The sequence below is a fragment of the Nodosilinea sp. E11 genome (assembly GCF_032813545.1).
Taxonomy (GTDB): domain Bacteria; phylum Cyanobacteriota; class Cyanobacteriia; order Phormidesmidales; family Phormidesmidaceae; genus Nodosilinea.
In genome coordinates, this window is the sequence record NZ_CP136520.1 from 4,922,353 (window position 1) to 4,939,524 (window position 17,172).

General features: G+C 57.9%; 13 protein-coding genes and 1 tRNA gene. 7 read left to right on the top strand and 7 right to left on the bottom strand.

Features of this window, described 5'->3' with window-relative positions; translation table 11 throughout:
• Positions 1-28: 28 nt before the first annotated feature.
• Together clpS and hemB are read right to left on the bottom strand one after the other, a co-directional pair.
• The gene (clpS, locus tag RRF56_RS24050) at positions 29-346 is read right to left on the bottom strand and encodes an ATP-dependent Clp protease adapter ClpS (RefSeq protein ID WP_317035685.1); all 318 of its coding nucleotides are present in this window, start codon (positions 344-346) and stop codon (positions 29-31) included.
• Between the two features lie 307 nt (positions 347-653).
• Positions 654-1,634: a porphobilinogen synthase gene (gene hemB, locus RRF56_RS24055; protein WP_317035686.1), complete on the bottom strand. Its 981-nt coding sequence runs from the start codon at positions 1,632-1,634 to the stop codon at positions 654-656.
• Between the two features lie 477 nt (positions 1,635-2,111).
• Between hemB and RRF56_RS24060 the strand changes: the two genes are divergently transcribed.
• The 3 genes from RRF56_RS24060 (at position 2,112) to RRF56_RS24070 (ending at position 4,645) form a co-directional block, all read left to right on the top strand.
• A tRNA-Lys gene (locus RRF56_RS24060) sits at positions 2,112-2,183 on the top strand.
• Positions 2,184-2,554: 371 nt separating this feature from the next.
• Positions 2,555-3,634, top strand: coding sequence for a class II fructose-bisphosphate aldolase (gene fba / locus RRF56_RS24065; RefSeq protein WP_317035687.1), 1,080 nt, complete (start codon positions 2,555-2,557; stop codon positions 3,632-3,634).
• 129 nt (positions 3,635-3,763) lie between these two features.
• Positions 3,764-4,645, top strand: coding sequence for an inositol monophosphatase family protein (locus RRF56_RS24070; protein ID WP_317035688.1), 882 nt, complete (start codon positions 3,764-3,766; stop codon positions 4,643-4,645).
• A gap of 5 nt (positions 4,646-4,650) precedes the next feature.
• On the opposite strand, the gene RRF56_RS24075 is transcribed toward RRF56_RS24070, so the two are convergent.
• Positions 4,651-8,628, bottom strand: coding sequence for a hypothetical protein (locus RRF56_RS24075; RefSeq protein ID WP_317035689.1), 3,978 nt, complete (start codon positions 8,626-8,628; stop codon positions 4,651-4,653).
• A gap of 364 nt (positions 8,629-8,992) precedes the next feature.
• Complete coding sequence (locus tag RRF56_RS24080; RefSeq protein ID WP_317035690.1) at positions 8,993-9,910, bottom strand: NAD(+) kinase; 918 nt, start codon at positions 9,908-9,910, stop codon at positions 8,993-8,995.
• A gap of 286 nt (positions 9,911-10,196) precedes the next feature.
• Between RRF56_RS24080 and RRF56_RS24085 the strand changes: the two genes are divergently transcribed.
• Positions 10,197-10,481 (top strand): DUF3146 family protein, encoded by a 285-nt coding sequence (locus RRF56_RS24085; RefSeq protein WP_410510513.1) that lies wholly within the window; start codon positions 10,197-10,199, stop codon positions 10,479-10,481.
• Positions 10,482-10,624: 143 nt separating this feature from the next.
• The gene (locus RRF56_RS24090; protein WP_317035692.1) at positions 10,625-11,530 is read left to right on the top strand and encodes a restriction endonuclease; all 906 of its coding nucleotides are present in this window, start codon (positions 10,625-10,627) and stop codon (positions 11,528-11,530) included.
• Between the two features lie 58 nt (positions 11,531-11,588).
• Here RRF56_RS24090 and RRF56_RS24095 read toward each other — a convergent pair whose 3' ends face one another.
• The gene (locus tag RRF56_RS24095) at positions 11,589-11,816 is read right to left on the bottom strand and encodes a helix-turn-helix transcriptional regulator (RefSeq protein WP_317035693.1); all 228 of its coding nucleotides are present in this window, start codon (positions 11,814-11,816) and stop codon (positions 11,589-11,591) included.
• 232 nt (positions 11,817-12,048) lie between these two features.
• Between RRF56_RS24095 and RRF56_RS24100 the strand changes: the two genes are divergently transcribed.
• The gene (locus tag RRF56_RS24100) at positions 12,049-12,210 is read left to right on the top strand and encodes a hypothetical protein (protein ID WP_317035694.1); all 162 of its coding nucleotides are present in this window, start codon (positions 12,049-12,051) and stop codon (positions 12,208-12,210) included.
• A gap of 18 nt (positions 12,211-12,228) precedes the next feature.
• Here RRF56_RS24100 and RRF56_RS24105 read toward each other — a convergent pair whose 3' ends face one another.
• Positions 12,229-12,582, bottom strand: coding sequence for a resolvase (locus tag RRF56_RS24105; protein WP_410510685.1), 354 nt, complete (start codon positions 12,580-12,582; stop codon positions 12,229-12,231).
• Between the two features lie 380 nt (positions 12,583-12,962).
• Here RRF56_RS24105 and smc point away from each other — a divergent pair, with 380 nt between their 5' ends.
• Positions 12,963-16,673: a chromosome segregation protein SMC gene (smc, locus tag RRF56_RS24110; protein ID WP_317035696.1), complete on the top strand. Its 3,711-nt coding sequence runs from the start codon at positions 12,963-12,965 to the stop codon at positions 16,671-16,673.
• Between the two features lie 46 nt (positions 16,674-16,719).
• Here smc and RRF56_RS24115 read toward each other — a convergent pair whose 3' ends face one another.
• Positions 16,720-16,926, bottom strand: a complete 207-nt coding sequence (locus tag RRF56_RS24115) for a hypothetical protein (RefSeq protein WP_317035697.1) — start codon at positions 16,924-16,926, stop codon at positions 16,720-16,722.
• Positions 16,927-17,172 lie beyond the last annotated feature (246 nt).

The following is a 17,172-nucleotide window of genomic DNA, read 5'->3' on the forward strand; positions in this document are numbered from 1 at the left end:
TAAGAAATTTTTAAGAAATATAGATTAATTATGCTTTCTCAAGGGGGGCCATCGTCAAGCCAGCCCGCGTGAGCTGGGTGTGATATAGCTCTGCCTGCTCCAGAGGCCCGGTCCAGACCACCGCCTGACCATCGTGGTGCACCTGGTTAGTTAACTCCCAGGCGCGATCGCCGCTCAGCCCTGGAATGTATTTCATCAGACATTCCGCCACGTGCTGAAAGGTATTGAAATCGTCGTTGAGGACGATAATCTTGTAGTTGGGATACGGCTCGCGGGTGGTTTGGCGGGTTTTTTCAGGCGCTATGGTGGGTGCTGAGGAAGCCGCTTGAGGCAAAACCGAAGTCATGGGAGCTGATTTCCTGGCTGATTTCTTGAAATGCTGCTCTGTAAATATTTTTGTAACAGAGCCGCTTGAAACGGGGCTGATCGATTCTGAGTCTCAGTGTATCGAATTCTGCCCCTAGAGACATAGCAGAGCTGGGGCAGAACGGGGCAGGTTGTGGGTTTAAGTACTAGGTTTCAGGTATCAGACAGGGGTGGCCACCTTAGACCCTAATAGACCGCCGCCAAGCTAAAGATGCCCCGTGCCATGACTAGGGAGATGGGCACGGGCTTTGCCCTTGGCCCATCCTACGAGCTACGAGCCAGAGACGCTAACCAATCCAGCGGGCTACGTCTTTGGCGTGGTAGGTCAAAATCATATCGGCCCCGGAGCGCTTAAAGCTAGTCATGGTTTCCATCACCAGTTTTTGCTCATCGACCCAGCCGTTGAGGGCGGCGGCTTTGACCATCGAGTACTCGCCCGACACGTTGTAGGCCGCCACGGGCAGGTTAGTGGCCTGCTTCACCCGCCAGATAATATCCATGTAGGCCAGGGCGGGCTTCACCATCAGCATGTCGGCCCCTTCGGCAATGTCTAGCTCGATCTCCTTGAGCGCTTCGGTGCCGTTAGCTGGGTCCATCTGGTAGGTGCGGCGATCGCCAAACTGAGGCGCGCTTTCCGCCGCATCCCGAAACGGCCCGTAGTAGGCCGAGGCATACTTAGCCGCGTAGGAGAGAATCGGGGTGTCTTCAAAGCCGTGCTCATCTAGCCCAGCGCGAATCGCCTGCACAAACCCATCCATCATGCCCGAAGGGGCAATAATGTCAGCTCCGGCCTTGACCTGGGCGACAGCGGTTTTCTTCAGCAGTTCTAGGGTGGGATCGTTGAGCACCCGCCCAGTTAAATCGCCAGTTTCTAAGTAGCCGCAGTGGCCGTGGGAGGTGTACTCGCACAGACAGGTATCCACAATCACCAGCAGGTCGGGCACCGCCTCTTTGACCGCTGTGGTGGCCTGCTGCACAATGCCGCAGTCGTGCCAGGCCCCGGTAGCATCGGTATCTTTGTCCGCTGGAATGCCAAACAGAATGATCGCTGGAATGCCCAGGTCGTAGACTTCCTTAGCTTCCTCAACAATTTTATCCACCGAAAGTTGATACACCCCCGGCATCGACGAAACCTCCTTCGCCACCTGGCTACCGGGCACGGCAAACAGGGGATAGATCAAATCGGCCTGGGTCACCAGGGTCTCTTGCACCATGCGGCGAAGTTGCGGGTGCTGGCGCAGACGGCGAGGGCGATGGGTGGGGAACATAGCGTGGGGTGGGAGAGTGTCTAAGCATGAAGCTTCATTAAACTAAAGCTTCATTTTGGAACGAAAACAAGCGCTTAGTTACGTTCCGTAACCAAGTCGATGGCTCCAAATGCCTCAGGGCTTAGAGGTCTGGGGTGGCAGTAGTACTCTGCGGCACAAGGCACCTGCTGGAAAACTTTCTCCTCGTTGTGGGCAGTGCCCAGCTACAGTCGCCGAGCAAAGCGGGGATCTGCTTTTCTGGAAGTCTCCTAAGTCGGTCAACCATTCCTAAAACCTGACACCCAGCACCTGACACCCCAGCCAGGGTTGCCCGAGTTCCGACAGTCAGTCAGTACTAGGTCTGTAAAGCCTGACTTTTCCTAGCATTCAGAACAATCTAAAAAAGTTTTTTCGCCTGGGGTTGCAAAATGGCCAGGGTGGTGTGCTATGTTTATAAGCCGTGTCTGGTTCATAACCAAACACCACTTCCCCTCACGGGGGTCGCTAGCTCAGCGGTAGAGCACTCGGCTTTTAACCGATTGGTCCTGGGTTCGAATCCCAGGCGACCCATTTTTATTTTCCTCGCCCACCCTGCCTCGGCTTTGCTCTAGATCGAATTCTGGTAGCACAACCCACGAACTATGTCCCGCAGTGATCTATGATGGGGCAGAGTGCTGGGGTGTACACATCCCGGTCGAGTGGGGAGTTCTTTTAAGCTTAGTTTTAGCTTGTCCAAACATTTCGTTATATATCCATCGATCTATTCTAAGATTGATGAGTAAGGCTACCTACTCAGAGTGTTTCGGCTAATGCTCCATTCAGGATGTTGGCTAGACCAGTACATCTGGCTATGTCTGCCGACCTGGACTCGGATAATTGTTAGATGGAATGCTCTAAACGTCTCGAAGGCCTAACGGCGAGAACACACTAGGAGGATTTTTATGGCGCTTGTCTCACTGAGGCTACTGCTGGATCACGCAGCTGAAAACGGTTACGGTATTCCGGCTTATAACGTAAACAACCTGGAGCAAATCCTGGCCATCATGAAGGCGGCGGATGAAACCGACAGCCCCGTGATTTTACAGGCCTCTCGCGGTGCTCGCTCCTACGCTGGCGAAAACTTCCTGCGTCACCTGGTGCTGGCCGCCGTTGAAACCTATCCTCACATTCCCGTGGTCATGCACCAAGACCACGGCAACTCTCCCGCCACCTGCTACTCGGCGCTGCGCAACGGTTTCACCAGCGTAATGATGGACGGCTCTTTGGAAGCCGACGCCAAAACCCCCGCTAGCTTTGAATACAACGCCGCTGTTACCGGCGAAGTAGTGAAAGTTGCTCACTCCATTGGGTGCAGCGTTGAGGGCGAGCTGGGCTGCCTCGGTTCTCTCGAAACCGGCGCTGGCGAAGCAGAAGACGGCCACGGCTTTGAGGGCACCCTCAGCCACGACCAACTGCTCACCGACCCCGACGAAGCGGTGCAGTTTGTGGAAGCGACTCAGGTAGACGCTCTGGCCGTTGCCATCGGCACCAGCCACGGCGCGTACAAGTTCACCCGCAAGCCGACCGGTGAAATTCTGGCCATCAGCCGGATCGAAGAAATTCACCGCCGCCTGCCCAACACTCACCTGGTGATGCACGGCTCGTCTTCTGTACCCCAGAAGTGGCTCGACATGATCAACGAGTACGGCGGCAACATCCCTGAGACCTACGGCGTGCCCGTGGAAGAGATTCAGAAAGGGATCAAGAGCGGCGTGCGCAAGGTCAACATCGACACCGATAACCGCCTGGCGATCACCGCTGCTATTCGTGAAGCGGCTGCTAAGGATCCCTCTAACTTCGATCCTCGCCACTTCATGAAGCCCTCGATGAAGTACATGACCGAGGTGTGCAGCGATCGCTACACCGCCTTCGGTACCGCCGGCCAAGCTAGCAAGATCAAGCAAGAGCCCGTGGACGTTTACGCGATCAAGTACGCCAAGGGCGAACTTGACGCTAAAGTCTCCACCGCCGCTGCGGTCTAGTGACTGACGATCAAATTCTTCAGGGAGTTTGATTTGATCTAAAAAGGCAGGGTTTTTCATTAAGAAAACCCTGCCTTTTTGTTTGGCTTGCCGTACATTAGGGGTGCTCTGCCACAGACGACGTCATCCATGCTGCCAACCTCTACCCCCAAAGACATTCTTGCGGCGCTGCTGCCCTATCTCAAAACCGCCGGGGCCTACGCTCAGCAGATCCAAGCCCAGATCGCAGCCCAGCCCGACAAAGGCGGCAAGGGCGACAACTTTTTTGCCTCGGCCCTCAGCGACGCCGATCTGTCGATCCAAACCATGATGGAGGTAGTGCTGCTGGGGCTGTTTCCCCAGATGCGCTTCTATGGTGAAGAGCACGAGCAAACCTATAACACGAAGTATTTTCGGGCCATTGACTTGGGGCCAGCGGGTGACTACCTGATTACCCTTGACCCGATCGACGGCACTCAGTTTTACCTCGATGGTCACTCCAACTACCAGATTATTTTGGGCATTCTCAATGCCGATGAGTATGAGGCGGCGATCGCCATCACCCCCAGCCAGGGCATCTACTACTACAGCCTGCGGGGCCAAGGCACCTTCAAAGGCACTCTCGACCAATCGCTGGAGGAATGTACCCCGATCGCGGTCAAGGACAACCATCCGGCTATTTGCCTAGGTTGGCAGATGGGGGCCTTGGTACCGCAGCTGAGCGATCGCTACCAGGTCTACCACACCAAAGCCGACTACTCTAAAGAAACTCAGATTCCCAACTTTAACGGGTTGCTCAGCGGCGATCTGGCCGGGGCGGTGTTGGCCAAAGGGCAGTTTATCGACGGGGCCGCGCTGGCTTTTATGGCCCAGGAAATGGGCTACATTGTCACCACCTTCACCGGCGATCCGCCGCCACCGCTACACACCTGTAGCCACTACCTCCGCCCCGGCATGGTCATTGGTTGCTCAAAGGTGGTGCATGGCGATCTGCTGGCGGCTGTTACCGCCGCTCGGGTGGCGAGGGCTTGATTTGTTTACTGCCACTGATCCAAATCTTGGCCCCAGCTCTGGGTGAGCTGGAGCCACTGGTCGCGGCGGCGCTCGACGTCGGCGGCAATCCAGATCAGGGCAATGCCCACCACAATACCCGCCACCCATTTGAAAAAGGGAAAGGCCGCATTTAGCAGCACCAGCTGGTTGAGGGCGTTGAGTACAAAGACCCCGGTGCCCACGTAGAGCGGGGCGCGCAGACGAAAGAACAGACCGGCAGCGATCGCTCCCATGGCCATAGCGCCCACGGGCAGGCCCGCCCACCGCTCGGTGACTAGGGCTGTGAGCAATACCAGCCCGAGGGCAATTACCCGCAGCCAGTGCCGCTGTTCTTTGCCCTCGGGCTGCCGCAGGGTCGGGTCGACCTGGGCGATGTAGAGCAGAGCCAGACCCAGGGGCAGTATCCAGGCCAGATCATCGCGAATGGCCTGAGTTTCGAGCCAGATCAGAATCGCCCAGACGGCGCAACCCACCGCCAGATAAGACAGGCGGATTTTGCCGCTGTGCCAGGCAAACCAGCCGTAGAACCCCACTAGCACCCACAGGGTGGGAATGTGAGCGCCGCCGCCGGTAATTAGGGTGATGAGCAGGGGGACCGCCACCGCCATCACCCGCCAGGGGCGCTGGGGCCAGCCCCAGATGGCCCAGGGCAGCCAGTACACGGGCACCGCCACCGCACAGGCCACAACCCCCCACCAGTTGTCTAGAAAACTCAGGGCAGTAAAGAGCGATCGCCCCAGGGCAAACCAGCCCATTAGTTCGATCAACCCGGCGTAAACCCAGGTCTCCTGGGCTGAGGTGGCCGGGCCTACTCGTCCCTGGCTAAGCGCGTAAACGATCAGGGCAGCGGCGATCGCCAGCCCTAGCCAGCCCAAGGTAGCCTGGGCAAAGCTAACCCCAATGCCGCCCCCCAGCATCAGCAAGCTGCCCACCAACCAGTGGAGGTGAGCCGCCCAGACTAGCTCTACCTGGGGTAAGCCCAGGCGGCGATCGAGCTGCCCAGCCATCAGGCGGTACAGTGCCATAATTAGCGTTGCCACCCCGGCCAGCACCAGCAGGGCATCGGCTGCTGGCCCCCCTGTGCCTTGCAGCATCTGGTAAATCACCAATTCGTACCAGCCCACCGACAGCAACCCCAGGGCCAGCCAGCGGGCCAGGGCTGTCTGGGTGCGTCGCCCAACCTCTAAAACTAACAGAGCCGCGACGACTACCAGCCCGCCCGTCCATGCGGTAGCGGTGTAGGCGCGTAGGGCCAGGGCCAACCCGGCATAGAGTAGGGCCAGGGTTTGTAAGGGGCCGACTAACGTGGGGCGATCGCGGCCTGCCGTGGCGGCCAGACCCAGCGCGATCGCTCCCAGCCCTAGGGTTGGCACCGCCAGAGCCACAGGCGCAGAATAGCGCTGCACCAGCAGGCCTGCGACTAACAGCTCTCCCCCCCAGCCCGCCAGATAGAGGGTGATTGGTCGTACTTGCCCCCAGTAGCGCAGCCCCAGAGCCAGCCAGAAGGCGATTAAAACGACAACGAGCAGCGGTCGAGGCTCGCGCAGATCGAGGTAGTAGAGGACGATCGCCAGGGTAGCTAGGCTGAGCAGGCCCAGGGCCAAAATGTGACCCCAGCGATCGCAGGCTGCTCGATACAGGGCTGACAGCGAGGGCATTGCTGTATTTGAATCCACCGTGAGATCAGACGAGGCGGCGGGTGGCGATGATGCCAGATCCTGTCTCGCCAGCGATCGCCAGGCTCCCCACAGCACCGCCATCAGCCCCACGGTCACCAGCCCCCAGTCGGCTAAGTGGCGCGGAAAACCCGGCAGCCAATCGTTTAAACTGCTGTAGACCCAGCCCAGAACAAAGCTCACCGCCAAAAACGCCACGCCAGGCCGCCGGTAAACGGTGCTATTGGCCCCGGTCAGTAGCGTCGCCGAGCCCAGGCCCACCAGCCGAGTCCAGGGCAGGCCCAGGGTCAACGGTAGGGCAATGGCCGTGGTCAGCACACTGGCAGGGTAGCGACCCGTCAGCGTCAGCACGGCGGGGATGATCAACCCTACCCAGCTCAGCCCCGAGCGGTAATGGTGAGTCACCAGGTGGCCCCAGAGCAGGGCGTAGGTGAGCGCCGACAGCCCCATGCCGTAGAGCCAGGCGGTGTTGCCCCACACTCCTCGAAGCCCTTTACTCAGCCCGATTGACACCACTGCCAGCCCAACGCCCACGATCATCCAGCGATCGAGGGGCAAGGCGGGCCAGCGGTGGCCAATGGCGGCCATCACACTGGCGAGACCCAGACCATAGGTCACCCAAGTGCGCCACCGGGCCAAAGGCGATCGCCGCAGCGCCACCACCAGACTAGTCACGGTCGAGGCGATTAAATTGACCACCAGCACCGGCGTACTGGCCAGGCTGATCAGCGTCAGCAGGAGGTTGCTGCCCAGGGCAACACTGTCGCCAAAGTTGGCCAACTTGGTCTGGCCCCGCCGTCGGTGGCGGTCGGCCAAGGCCACCATAGCCACCACGTAGGGGAAGAGCGAGGCCCCCAGCAGCGGCCAATAGCCAATTTCATAGTTGTCCCACCTAATGAAGGGGGCCAGAATGACCTGGCGCAGTGCGATCGGCAGCAGTTCCCAGCCCACAAAGCTAAGCTGCACAGCGATCGCAAACGCGATCAGTAAATCTCGCCGTTTGCCAAACTTACCCAGCGCCTGGAGCCGTAGCCCCAGCCCCAGCCAGCTGACGCCAAAGGCCTGGGCCAGCCAATCGGCGATCGCCAGCAGCCAGCCCAGTAGCAGCAGCCCTCGCCCCACCGCAATGCCCCACCGCTCGGTGCGCCCTTGGGATCTGGGGTCGGTTGGATGGGAGGTCGCCTCTAGCACCGCCGCCGGTGGCGAACCAGCGGCAGGCAGCAGTCCATTGGGGTGGAGGCTCAACCGCCGCTGCCCTAGCCATACCCAGGTAGCTCCGTAAAGCCCAAAGGCCAGACCGTAGAGCCCTAAGGTCTGGGGTTCGGTAATGGCTAGCCCCCGCACCAGCAGCAGCCCCATAGCGCCGATGGTCGCCACCGTCGGCCAGCGAAAAGCCGGTGATAGCGCCTGTCGCTGTTGGCCAAAGAGGGTGGCGGCGGCACTGCCCACCACCCCAGCGTAGACTGCCAGCAGCGGCATTGCCCCCCACCCCCAGCCCGTGTGCAGGTAGGCCAGCCCCAGCACATTTGCCTGCTCTAAGGACGTGCTCTGCTGCTGGCGCAGCACCTGTAGGGCCGCCAGGGTGAGCAGAACAGCTGCGATCGCCCCCACCAGTACCCCACTCCCCTGCCACAGCCGCAGCCCGTCGAGAGCCCAAAAATTTAGTGGCACCAGCAGCAGCGTAATCATTTGAAGCGTTTTAGCGGTCAACTGCAAGTTTGCACTCCGCCGACACCACAGCCCTGCCCCCCAAAACACCAGGGTGTAGGTCAGCAGCACCACATACTGTCCTGCCGCATTGAAGTTCGCCCACTGGGTCGCCGCCAGCACCGCCGACGACAGCACCACCAAAAACACCCCTAGCCCCAGCAGCCACACCACGCTGAGTTCACTCATCAGGCGGTTCAGCCACAGGTGAGTGGGCGACGGGGGCCGGGGAGTGGCTGAGGATCGGGTGCGAGGCGGGCGGCGGGTTGATGTAGCCCGAGTCTTCGCCCCGGCAGAAACCGATTCCGGAGGCACAGCGTCGGTGAGCGGATCTGGGCCTGGGGTCACTGAGACCCCAGGCTCAGCGAAGGGATTTGCTCTATTGTCTAAGACCGGGGCGATCGCCCCAGCCACCTCTGGCAGCAGTTCACAACTCAGCTGAGCCTGGCATAGCTGCCGCACCTGCTGGTCAGACATTAGCCCCAGCCGCAGCCAGCTGTCTAACCCCTCCAGCAACCCTGGCTGGTCGGGCGACAGGTCAAGCTGTAATCGAATCAAGGGGTCTCGATCATCAGCCATGGTCTGCCTTGAAAACGGTTATAGAATTATGGGTGCTGGTACGGTGGGAAGACACCGCCCCCTAGGATTCTTAACTTTGGGATATTTAAGGGACTCCGGCCACAACCACTAGGGAGTAAACTCCTGGCTCATCGCAAAAGTCTGCTAAAGCAGACTATGGAACTTGGCTCTCAATCCTCTTCAGAGGATTGAGAGCCTTGAGCCTTGGACTAGAAGTTCTAGGCTTAAGGCCAATCTGAGGGATCGACCCCAAAATCGGCCCCACCTTGGCAGGGCTAGCATTGCCCACCCCACAGTGAATGGCGCTGAATTAAGGCTGGTGGGCATTGCCCACCCTACGGTAAATCCACCCATCCACCTGCCCCTACGGCAGCTCCACCGACGTCGGCTTAGCAATATGCGGCAATCCCCAGCCCAGCTTTTCCCGTAGCACCGTAAAGAACTCCGGCGGCTTGAGGCGAATGAACTTAGCCGGGTAGGGCGCGCGGCAGGCGCTGACTTCATCCTTGGTCATCACGTAGCAGCCCGCGTTGCCGTCCACAATTAGCACTAGGGGGTCCGGGTTAGCCGAGCGAATCACCATTTGCTCCCGGTCGGGAAACACCAACCCCCGCGATGCCAGCGAGTGGGGACAAATTGGGATCAGCTGTGTCACCGACACCCCAGGGGCGATCACCGGCCCCCCCGCCGAGAGCGAATAAGCCGTTGAGCCGGTGGGGGTTGACACAATAATGCCATCGGCGGCGATATCGACCGGAGAGTGGCAGCCGATCGCCACCTCAAAGTGGCACATGCTGGTTAAGGGCTCGCGGTGCAGCACCATTTCATTCAGGCAGAGCGCCTCCCACACCAGTTCGCCGCCGTGGAGCAGCCGCACCGCCAGCATGCCGCGATCTTCAATTTCGTAGTCGCCTGCTAGCACCTGCTCCATCGCCTGGGGCAGCTGGTTGAGGTAGGCCTCGGTCAAAAAGCCCATATGGCCTGTGTTGACCGTCAGCAGCGGTACCCCAATGGGGGCAATCTGCCGAAAGGCTGACAGCACGGTACCATCGCCCCCCAGCACCACCGCAAACTCCATGTCGGCGTCGAAGTTGGGCGGCACCAAACTGTCGAGGGGAGTATGACAAACCGGGCGATCGGGGTGAGAATAGCCCAAAATGCCGCCCATCCCCGTGGCCAGGATCACGGTGTAGCCTCGGCCAGTCAGCTTTTCCTCCCATTCGAGGGCGATCTGGCGGGCTACGGGCTTAACGTCGTTGTAGATAATGCCAACCTTGGGCACAGGCAGGGTCCAACCTTACAATCGGTAGTAACGGGATCAACACGGGGGTAAACAAAACGTGCCCTACACCCGCTAAGATGCCGAACACGCCGGGGGATCAAAATTTAGCTTCTCCCTAGGCTACCGTTTTTTCGTCTAGGGTAAAACAGCCCGTCGCCGAATTGCCCGATCGCTAGGGCGCTAAGTCGTATCGTTGCCGACAACATCGGGGTAGACCACAGCCTACGCTACGGTTATCTTACCTGTGGGGGTTTTGCCTGAGCCTTGACCTCGCTCACGATTGTTTATGTATTGCGTTGCTTTTACTGCTGTGACCCGCCGCCACTCTGAGACTACCGCCTACGTTCGCATCACTCACCAGTCGTGGAGCCAGGGCCGCATTGAGGGCGAAGTGCGGGCCAGTACCTACGAGTGGCAGTTTCAGTGGCGCTTTCGCCAGGGCAACCTGCGGGTAGAGCCGTCGCTGGGCCGGGCGCTCATCTGCGAACCCCTCAGCCGCTTTCTCGAACGCTTTGATTACCAGCTCGAACCCGGCGGCGACTACTCGTTTACGATTCGAGCCAAGCTGTAGAGAAACAGCCCAAGATAATCGCGATCGTAATCACGAAGATTGCAGTTGGCTTTTACTAACCAGGTCTTAATGACGTCACCGACAACTATTGAGTGGGTACGATAGAAAGCGAATAGAGACCACCGCTCATCCCAATAGTGCCTGTGGCTATACCTGATTACCAATCCATCATGCTTCCGCTTATGCGGATGGCTGCTGACGGGCAGGAGTATTCGCTCAGAGAAGCCATCGAGAAGCTTGCTCAATATTTCAATCTCGACGATGAAGAGCGGCAGGAAATGTTGCCCAGTGGCCGTCAGGCTACGTTTGACAATCGTGTTGGATGGGCAAGAACATATTTAAAGAAAGCTGTCCTTCTGAAGTCAACTCGTCGAGGATATTTTCAAATCACTCCCAAAGGTCAGGCCGTTCTTCAAAAGAAACTATCTAAAATTGACGTTAAATTTCTAGATCAATTTCCTGAATTTACTGAGTTCAGAAAATCTAAGAGGGAGCAATCTGAAGTAGAGGATTCAACTGTATCAGTTCAAGAAAAGACCCCAGAGGAGAATCTAGAGTCAATTATCCAAGATTTAGTTCAGGATTTAGCATCTGAGTTATTAGATAATATTAAAAACTGCTCTCCTAGTTTTTTTGAGACTCTTGTAGTCGATGTTTTGGTAGGTATGGGCTATGGGGGGACTCGTCAAGATGCTGGTAGAACCGTAGGCCGAAGCGGCGACGGTGGAATTGATGGAATCATTAATGAAGATCGTTTGGGTCTAGATGTTATCTACGTGCAGGCAAAGCGGTGGGAAAATCCAGTTGGACGTCCTGAAATTCAGAAATTTGCAGGTGCGCTACAAGGCTTTAGAGCTAGAAAAGGCATTTTTATAACATCCTCCTCCTTCACGGCTGAAGCCAAGGATTTTGTTTCTCGAATTGAAAACAAAATTATTCTCATTGATGGGCAAGCTCTAGCCCAATACATGATTGAGTTTGACATAGGGGTAAATACTCGAAAAACCTATGAGCTTAAGAAGATAGACTTTGATTACTTTACGGAGTAATAACAATAGGTTTAAAAATGATTTTCGTTATCATTTTTATTCATAAAAATTGCTTTGCTTATTGAATTTTATTCAGATATAGTCTCACAAACTCGGCTGACGCATCTGGGTTAATCTCCTGCAAAGCATCCCGGAGCTGCAAAACCATCTCAGCTCCGGGATCGCGCACCTCATTGACCCAGCGATAAACGTTCGATCGTCCGATGCCCATTTTTACGGCCACCTGGTTTTGGCTAATGCCGTAGGTCTCCAATACCTGCCGTAGTGCTTTACCTGCCTGTCCCATCCCCTGATCCTGTCAGAAGGTCATGACCGGGTAAATGGCACCGATTGGACTACGTTCGTGATATTCTCGACGTAGCCTAATCGGGAACATTGTTATGTCTTCCACTCTTAACCCTTTTGAGTCTTTTGACCGTTCACAAGTTCACCCCGCCATCCACCTTCGCCATTCTGCTTTTCTCCCCGCTGTACCAGCATCACAGCCCATCTAACCCGTCGCCGAGAGCCGAGAGCCCATGCATCTTATGGTGGTTGGCAGCGCCCAGGACATTGAGTCGATCATTCAAAACCTGCACCTGCGCGGCTTCGCCCATATCAACGAGTGGAGCCGCGCCATGCCCCATAGCTCCGGCAAACTCATGCGCGTACTCACCCGGTGGGTGCAAAGCCAGCCCTAGACTCATGGAGTCTGTCCATTACTCGCCCGTCAGGCGGTTCAAATAGCGTTCGATCAGCAAGATCGCCACAATGTCGTCAATGGGGCGAGAGATTTTGCGTAGTGACTGAGGAATCAACCCCGCCAACCCAGAAGACGGATACATCTGCCAGTAGCGATCGCGGGCTTCCAGCGTTGTATAGCGCTCATCGACCAGCATGATGCGCGGCGGGTCGGGGAGCTGGCTGAGGGTATCTTTCCATCCCTGGGAGGCAGTTTGGTCGCCTAGCACAATCATTGAAATTGGAAACTGCTGGCGTAGGGCAACGATCTCATCGATGACCGCATCGGCAGCGATAACCTGCTGATAGCGCAACGCTCGGTCTAGCCCCATGATGGCTAGGCCACATTTTTGTCGTCCGGGGTCAAAGCCCAAAATCACCGGCTGAGACAGGGGTGGTGGAGTAGGCTGGCTCACGGGGGCAGGTGGTAGTGTTTCCCCTTCATTGTGCCACCCTAGTTTGGTTTTCTCTGAAATTTGCGGCTCTGGTGAGCTTGCGGGAAACCCCCTCAACATATGTGAAGACCTGGGGTAGCAGTCTCGCTATTTAGCGTGCAAATTTCTCACTTTGCACTAAACTTAGTCGGCAGCAGCGCTATTGGGGCGCTGTGGATCCTAGTTTGTAGACGATGATTAGAGGTCGAGTAGAGGCGGGTGGTCAAAACCTTAGCCCTATAATACACTTGTTCTAAGCCCGAGGTTAACGCTGGCCAGTGCACATTAAGCGCGTCGAGTTGTCCCACTTCAAATCATTCGGTGGCACGACCCAGGTTCCATTGTTGCCTGGGTTTACGGTTGTGTCTGGCCCTAACGGCTCGGGCAAGTCAAATATTTTAGATGCGCTGCTGTTTGGCCTGGGGCTGGCCAGCTCTAAAGGCATGCGGGCCGATCGCTTGCCCGATCTGGTCAACCAAAGCCAGATGAGCCGTCGCACCACTTCAGAAGCTAGCGTCACTGTTACCTTTGACCTCAGCGATGTACCCGCCGATCTTTTGATTGACGGCGATGATGACGGGGCTCAGGCGAATGGGGGGCACAACCGGGCTGTGGGCCAACCTCTCAATGGTCAGGCTGCTAGCGCCAATGGCCATAGCGCCAATGGCAGTACTTCTCCGGCTACTTCGGCGACAGGGTCTGCATCGGTTGTGCTGCTGCCGGTGGGTCGCGAGTGGAGTGTAACTCGGCGGCTGCGGGTGACTAGCCAGGGCACTTACACCTCTAATTACTACATCAACGGTGAGCCCTGCACCCTCAACCAGCTCCACGAGCAGTTGCAGAAGTTCCACGTCTACCCTGAGGGCTACAACGTGGTGCTCCAGGGGGATGTCACCAGCATTATCTCGATGAACTCCCGCGAACGGCGAGAGATTATTGATGAGTTGGCTGGAGTAGCGGCCTTTGACCGAAAAATTAACCAGGCCCGAGGCAAGCTAGAGGCCGTGCGCGATCATGAAGATCGCTTTCGTATTGTGGAGCGTGAGCTGCAAGCTCAGCTAGAACGTCTGGCCCAAGATCGACAAAAGGCCGAGAAGTACAAACGCCTCAAGGAAACCTTTCAGGCCAAGAGCCAGTGGGAGGCGGTGCTGCTGTGGCAGAGTCAGCAGCGGGCGATCGCGGCCTTGCACCAAACCTTAGAGCAGGGCGAGGCCAAGTCGGCCCAGCTGGCCCAAACTATTACCCAGGGCCAGGGGGCGATCGCCACCCTAGAGGCCGAGCTAGCCACTCTCAACGCTCACATTCGCGCCCTGGGCGAAGACGAACACCTGGCTTTGCAAGCTCAGGTGGCTACCCACGAGGCTGAGCTGCGCCAGCTCCAGCGTCAGGAGCAAGAAAACCGCGCCGCCACCCACCAGGCCGCCGCCCAGCGCCGTGATCTGGAGCTGGGCCGCCAGCAGCAGCAGCGCGATTTAGCTGAGGTGAGCCAGACGATTGAGTCTGTGACGACCGGCGATCTGGTGGCGCTCACCGAGGCCAAAAACCAGGTGCAGCAGGCCCTCGAAGAACGTCGCCAGGCCACTCTGGCCATTGCCTCTGAGTCGCAAACCAGCATTCAGCAGCAGACCCAGCTGCGTCAGGCGATCGAAACCCTGCGCCGCGACATCGACCCCCAGCGGGCCGAGCAAATTCGGTTGCAAGAGCGTTTGCGTCAGCTAGAGCAGCAGATCGAATCTCTGGGTGAGCAGCGGGCCACCTTTGAAACTACCCCCGCCGAGGCCAAAGAGTCGGCCTCGGCCCCGCAGTTGGCGGCCGCTGAGAGCGCAATTCAAGCGATCGCCAGTAAAATTGCGGCGGCTGAGGCCGAACTGTCGGTGCAGCGCGACACTCAAACTCGTCTATTAAAAGAGCAACGCGACAAACAGCGCGAACTCGACAAGCTCGAAGCTCAGACCCAGGCTTTACAAGAGAGCCAGGGCACCCACGCCACCAAGCTACTGCTGGAGAGCGGTATCAGCGGCATCAGCGGGCTGGTAGCTCAACTGGGCAAGGTCGACCCTAAGTTTCAGCTGGCTCTAGAGATCGCTGCCGGGGCCAGGTTGGGGTATCTGGTGGTTGAAACCGATCAGGTGGCAGCCAAAGGAATTGAGTTTCTTAAGCAGCGACGGGCTGGGCGGGCCACCTTCCTGCCCCTCAACAAAATTCGTGCCCCCCGCTTTACCCCCGTGCCCGACTGGAAGCGGCCCGATGGCTTTCTCGACTACGCCGTCAATTTGATCGACTGCGATGCTCGCTACCGCGACATTTTTGCTTACACCTTCGGCAGCACCGTGGTGTTTGATAGTCTGGTCTCGGCCCGGCAGTATCTGGGCGACTACCGGATTGTCACCCTAGAGGGTGAGATTCTCGAAACCAGTGGGGCGATGACCGGGGGTAATGTGTCGTCGCGATCGGGCAGCCTGCACTTTGGCACCGTAGAACCCGCCGAGTCTACCGAGGCCCAGGCGCTACGCCAGCGACTTGGCGACATTGAGGTGATGCTGGAACGCTGCGATCGCGACCTCAAAACCACCTCCGCCACTGTTCAAGACCTCACCCAACGACTGATTGCCCAGCGGCAGCAGTATCGCGAACTACAGCTCGCCAGCGAGCAGCGGCAGAGCCAGCAGCAGCAGCAGGCCCAGCAGCGCGCCCAGCTCGAAGCCCAACTCAGCCAACACCAGCAAGAGTTGGTCGCCACCCAAGCCCGCCTTCAAGCATTGGCCCAATTGCTTCCTGTGCAGGAAGCCGAGATTGCTCGGCAGCAGCAGGCTCTCAGCGACCTAGAGCAGTCTCAGGCCCACAGCGAGTGGCAGACCGCCCAGGCCGCCGTGGGGCAGCTAGAAGCTCAGCTCAGCGATCGCCAGCAGGCCCTCCAAGCCGCCGAGCGTCGCCTGCAAGATCTGCAAAACCAGCGCCAGCAGCTCGACCTCGCCCTGACCCAGGGTCAGCAAACCTTGGTTACGCTAGCCCAGCAACAGGGCGATCGCGACCAGCAGCTCACTCAGCTTCAGCAGCAGCAAACCACCTTAGCCCATGAAATTGACCAGATCCGTCAGGCCATGGCGGTGCTCGACCAAACCCTGGCTACCGAAAAGGCGGGTCGTGACGACCTAGAGCAGCGCCTGCGCGCCCAGCGCACCCAAACCCAGCAGCAGGAGTGGGAGCGACAAAAGCTGATCGAAACCCAGCAGGAGCGCCGCCAGCAACTGGCCGAAGCCCAGGAACTGTTGGCGGTCCAGGCCGCTGAACTACCCGATCCTCTGCCCGAGATTCCTGCCGAAACCGATCTAGAAGACCTGCGCAAAGAGCTGCGATCGCTCCAGCGCCGCATGGAGGCCATGGAGCCCGTCAACATGCTGGCCCTCGAAGAATATAACCGCACCGAAGAACGCCTGGGCGAACTCACCCAAAAGCTCACCACCCTCGAAGAAGAGCGCACCGAGCTGCTGCTCCGCATCGAAACCTTCACCACCCTGCGGCGGCAGGCCTTCACCGAAGCCTACGACGCGGTCAACGAGAACTTCAAAACCATCTTCGCCGAACTCTCCGACGGCGACGGTCACCTTCAGCTCGAAGACCCCGCAGACCCTTTCAACGGGGGCCTCAACCTGGTAGCCCACCCCAAGGGCAAGCCCGTGCGGCGGCTCGCCTCAATGTCGGGGGGCGAAAAATCGCTTACCGCCTTGAGCTTTATCTTTGCTCTGCAACGCTACCGGCCCTCCCCCTTCTATGCCTTTGACGAGGTTGATATGTTCCTCGACGGGGCCAATGTCGAACGGCTATCTCGCATGATCAAGCGTCAGGCTGAGTCAGCTCAATTTATCGTCGTCAGCCTGCGCCGACCCATGATCGAATCGGCCCAGCGTACCATTGGCGTCACCCAGGCCCGTGGAGCCTATACCCAGGTGTTGGGCATTGACCTAGAGACCCAGAGCGCCACGCTTTAGCCCCTCACCCGGCGGCAAGCCTAGCTAGATCAGCCCACCGACTGTCTTAGGGGCGATACTTCTCCCGTAAAGCCTTGAGGCTGGTTCCGGCCACATCAACTTGAATAGTTGCTCCCGGTTGATCGAGGTGCTGAAACTGCTGGTAAGCCTCAGCAGCGCTGGAGTGTACCGAACGTACTCGCTCCCCCTGAACCCCAACATCACAATAAATCCATCCTGTCCGAAACGGGCAAGCATAAATACGAACGTCCATGCTGCTAGATCACTCCGCTAAGGAAAGCATCACTAACGAATACATCAGTGGCGCTCAGCCCATTTACGGATCAAACCCATTGCGATCGCCGGCAGATATCCATGTTCCTCCGTCTGTCAGCTCTGCTTTATCCCTGTTTAATCATCACGTTTAGCATCACCCTGCCCAGCAAAAACATCGAGCCCCTAGACTCGCGGTCTTTGTCTGGCAGTTCGGTCTTCCCTCCTGTAGAATTAGACGATTCTA

What these genes read in the sequence shown, in the direction of transcription:
- clpS (WP_317035685.1), bottom strand. Translation starts at nt 346, where the DNA reads ATGACTTCGGTTTTGCCTCAAGCGGCTTCCTCAGCACCCACCATAGCG.
- hemB (WP_317035686.1), bottom strand. Translation starts at nt 1,634, where the DNA reads ATGTTCCCCACCCATCGCCCTCGCCGTCTGCGCCAGCACCCGCAACTT.
- fba (WP_317035687.1), top strand. Translation starts at nt 2,555, where the DNA reads ATGGCGCTTGTCTCACTGAGGCTACTGCTGGATCACGCAGCTGAAAAC.
- RRF56_RS24070 (WP_317035688.1), top strand. Translation starts at nt 3,764, where the DNA reads ATGCTGCCAACCTCTACCCCCAAAGACATTCTTGCGGCGCTGCTGCCC.
- RRF56_RS24075 (WP_317035689.1), bottom strand. Translation starts at nt 8,628, where the DNA reads ATGGCTGATGATCGAGACCCCTTGATTCGATTACAGCTTGACCTGTCG.
- RRF56_RS24085 (WP_410510513.1), top strand. Translation starts at nt 10,197, where the DNA reads ATGTATTGCGTTGCTTTTACTGCTGTGACCCGCCGCCACTCTGAGACT.
- RRF56_RS24095 (WP_317035693.1), bottom strand. Translation starts at nt 11,816, where the DNA reads ATGGGACAGGCAGGTAAAGCACTACGGCAGGTATTGGAGACCTACGGC.
- RRF56_RS24100 (WP_317035694.1), top strand. Translation starts at nt 12,049, where the DNA reads ATGCATCTTATGGTGGTTGGCAGCGCCCAGGACATTGAGTCGATCATT.
- RRF56_RS24105 (WP_410510685.1), bottom strand. Translation starts at nt 12,582, where the DNA reads ATGGGGCTAGACCGAGCGTTGCGCTATCAGCAGGTTATCGCTGCCGAT.
- RRF56_RS24115 (WP_317035697.1), bottom strand. Translation starts at nt 16,926, where the DNA reads ATGGACGTTCGTATTTATGCTTGCCCGTTTCGGACAGGATGGATTTAT.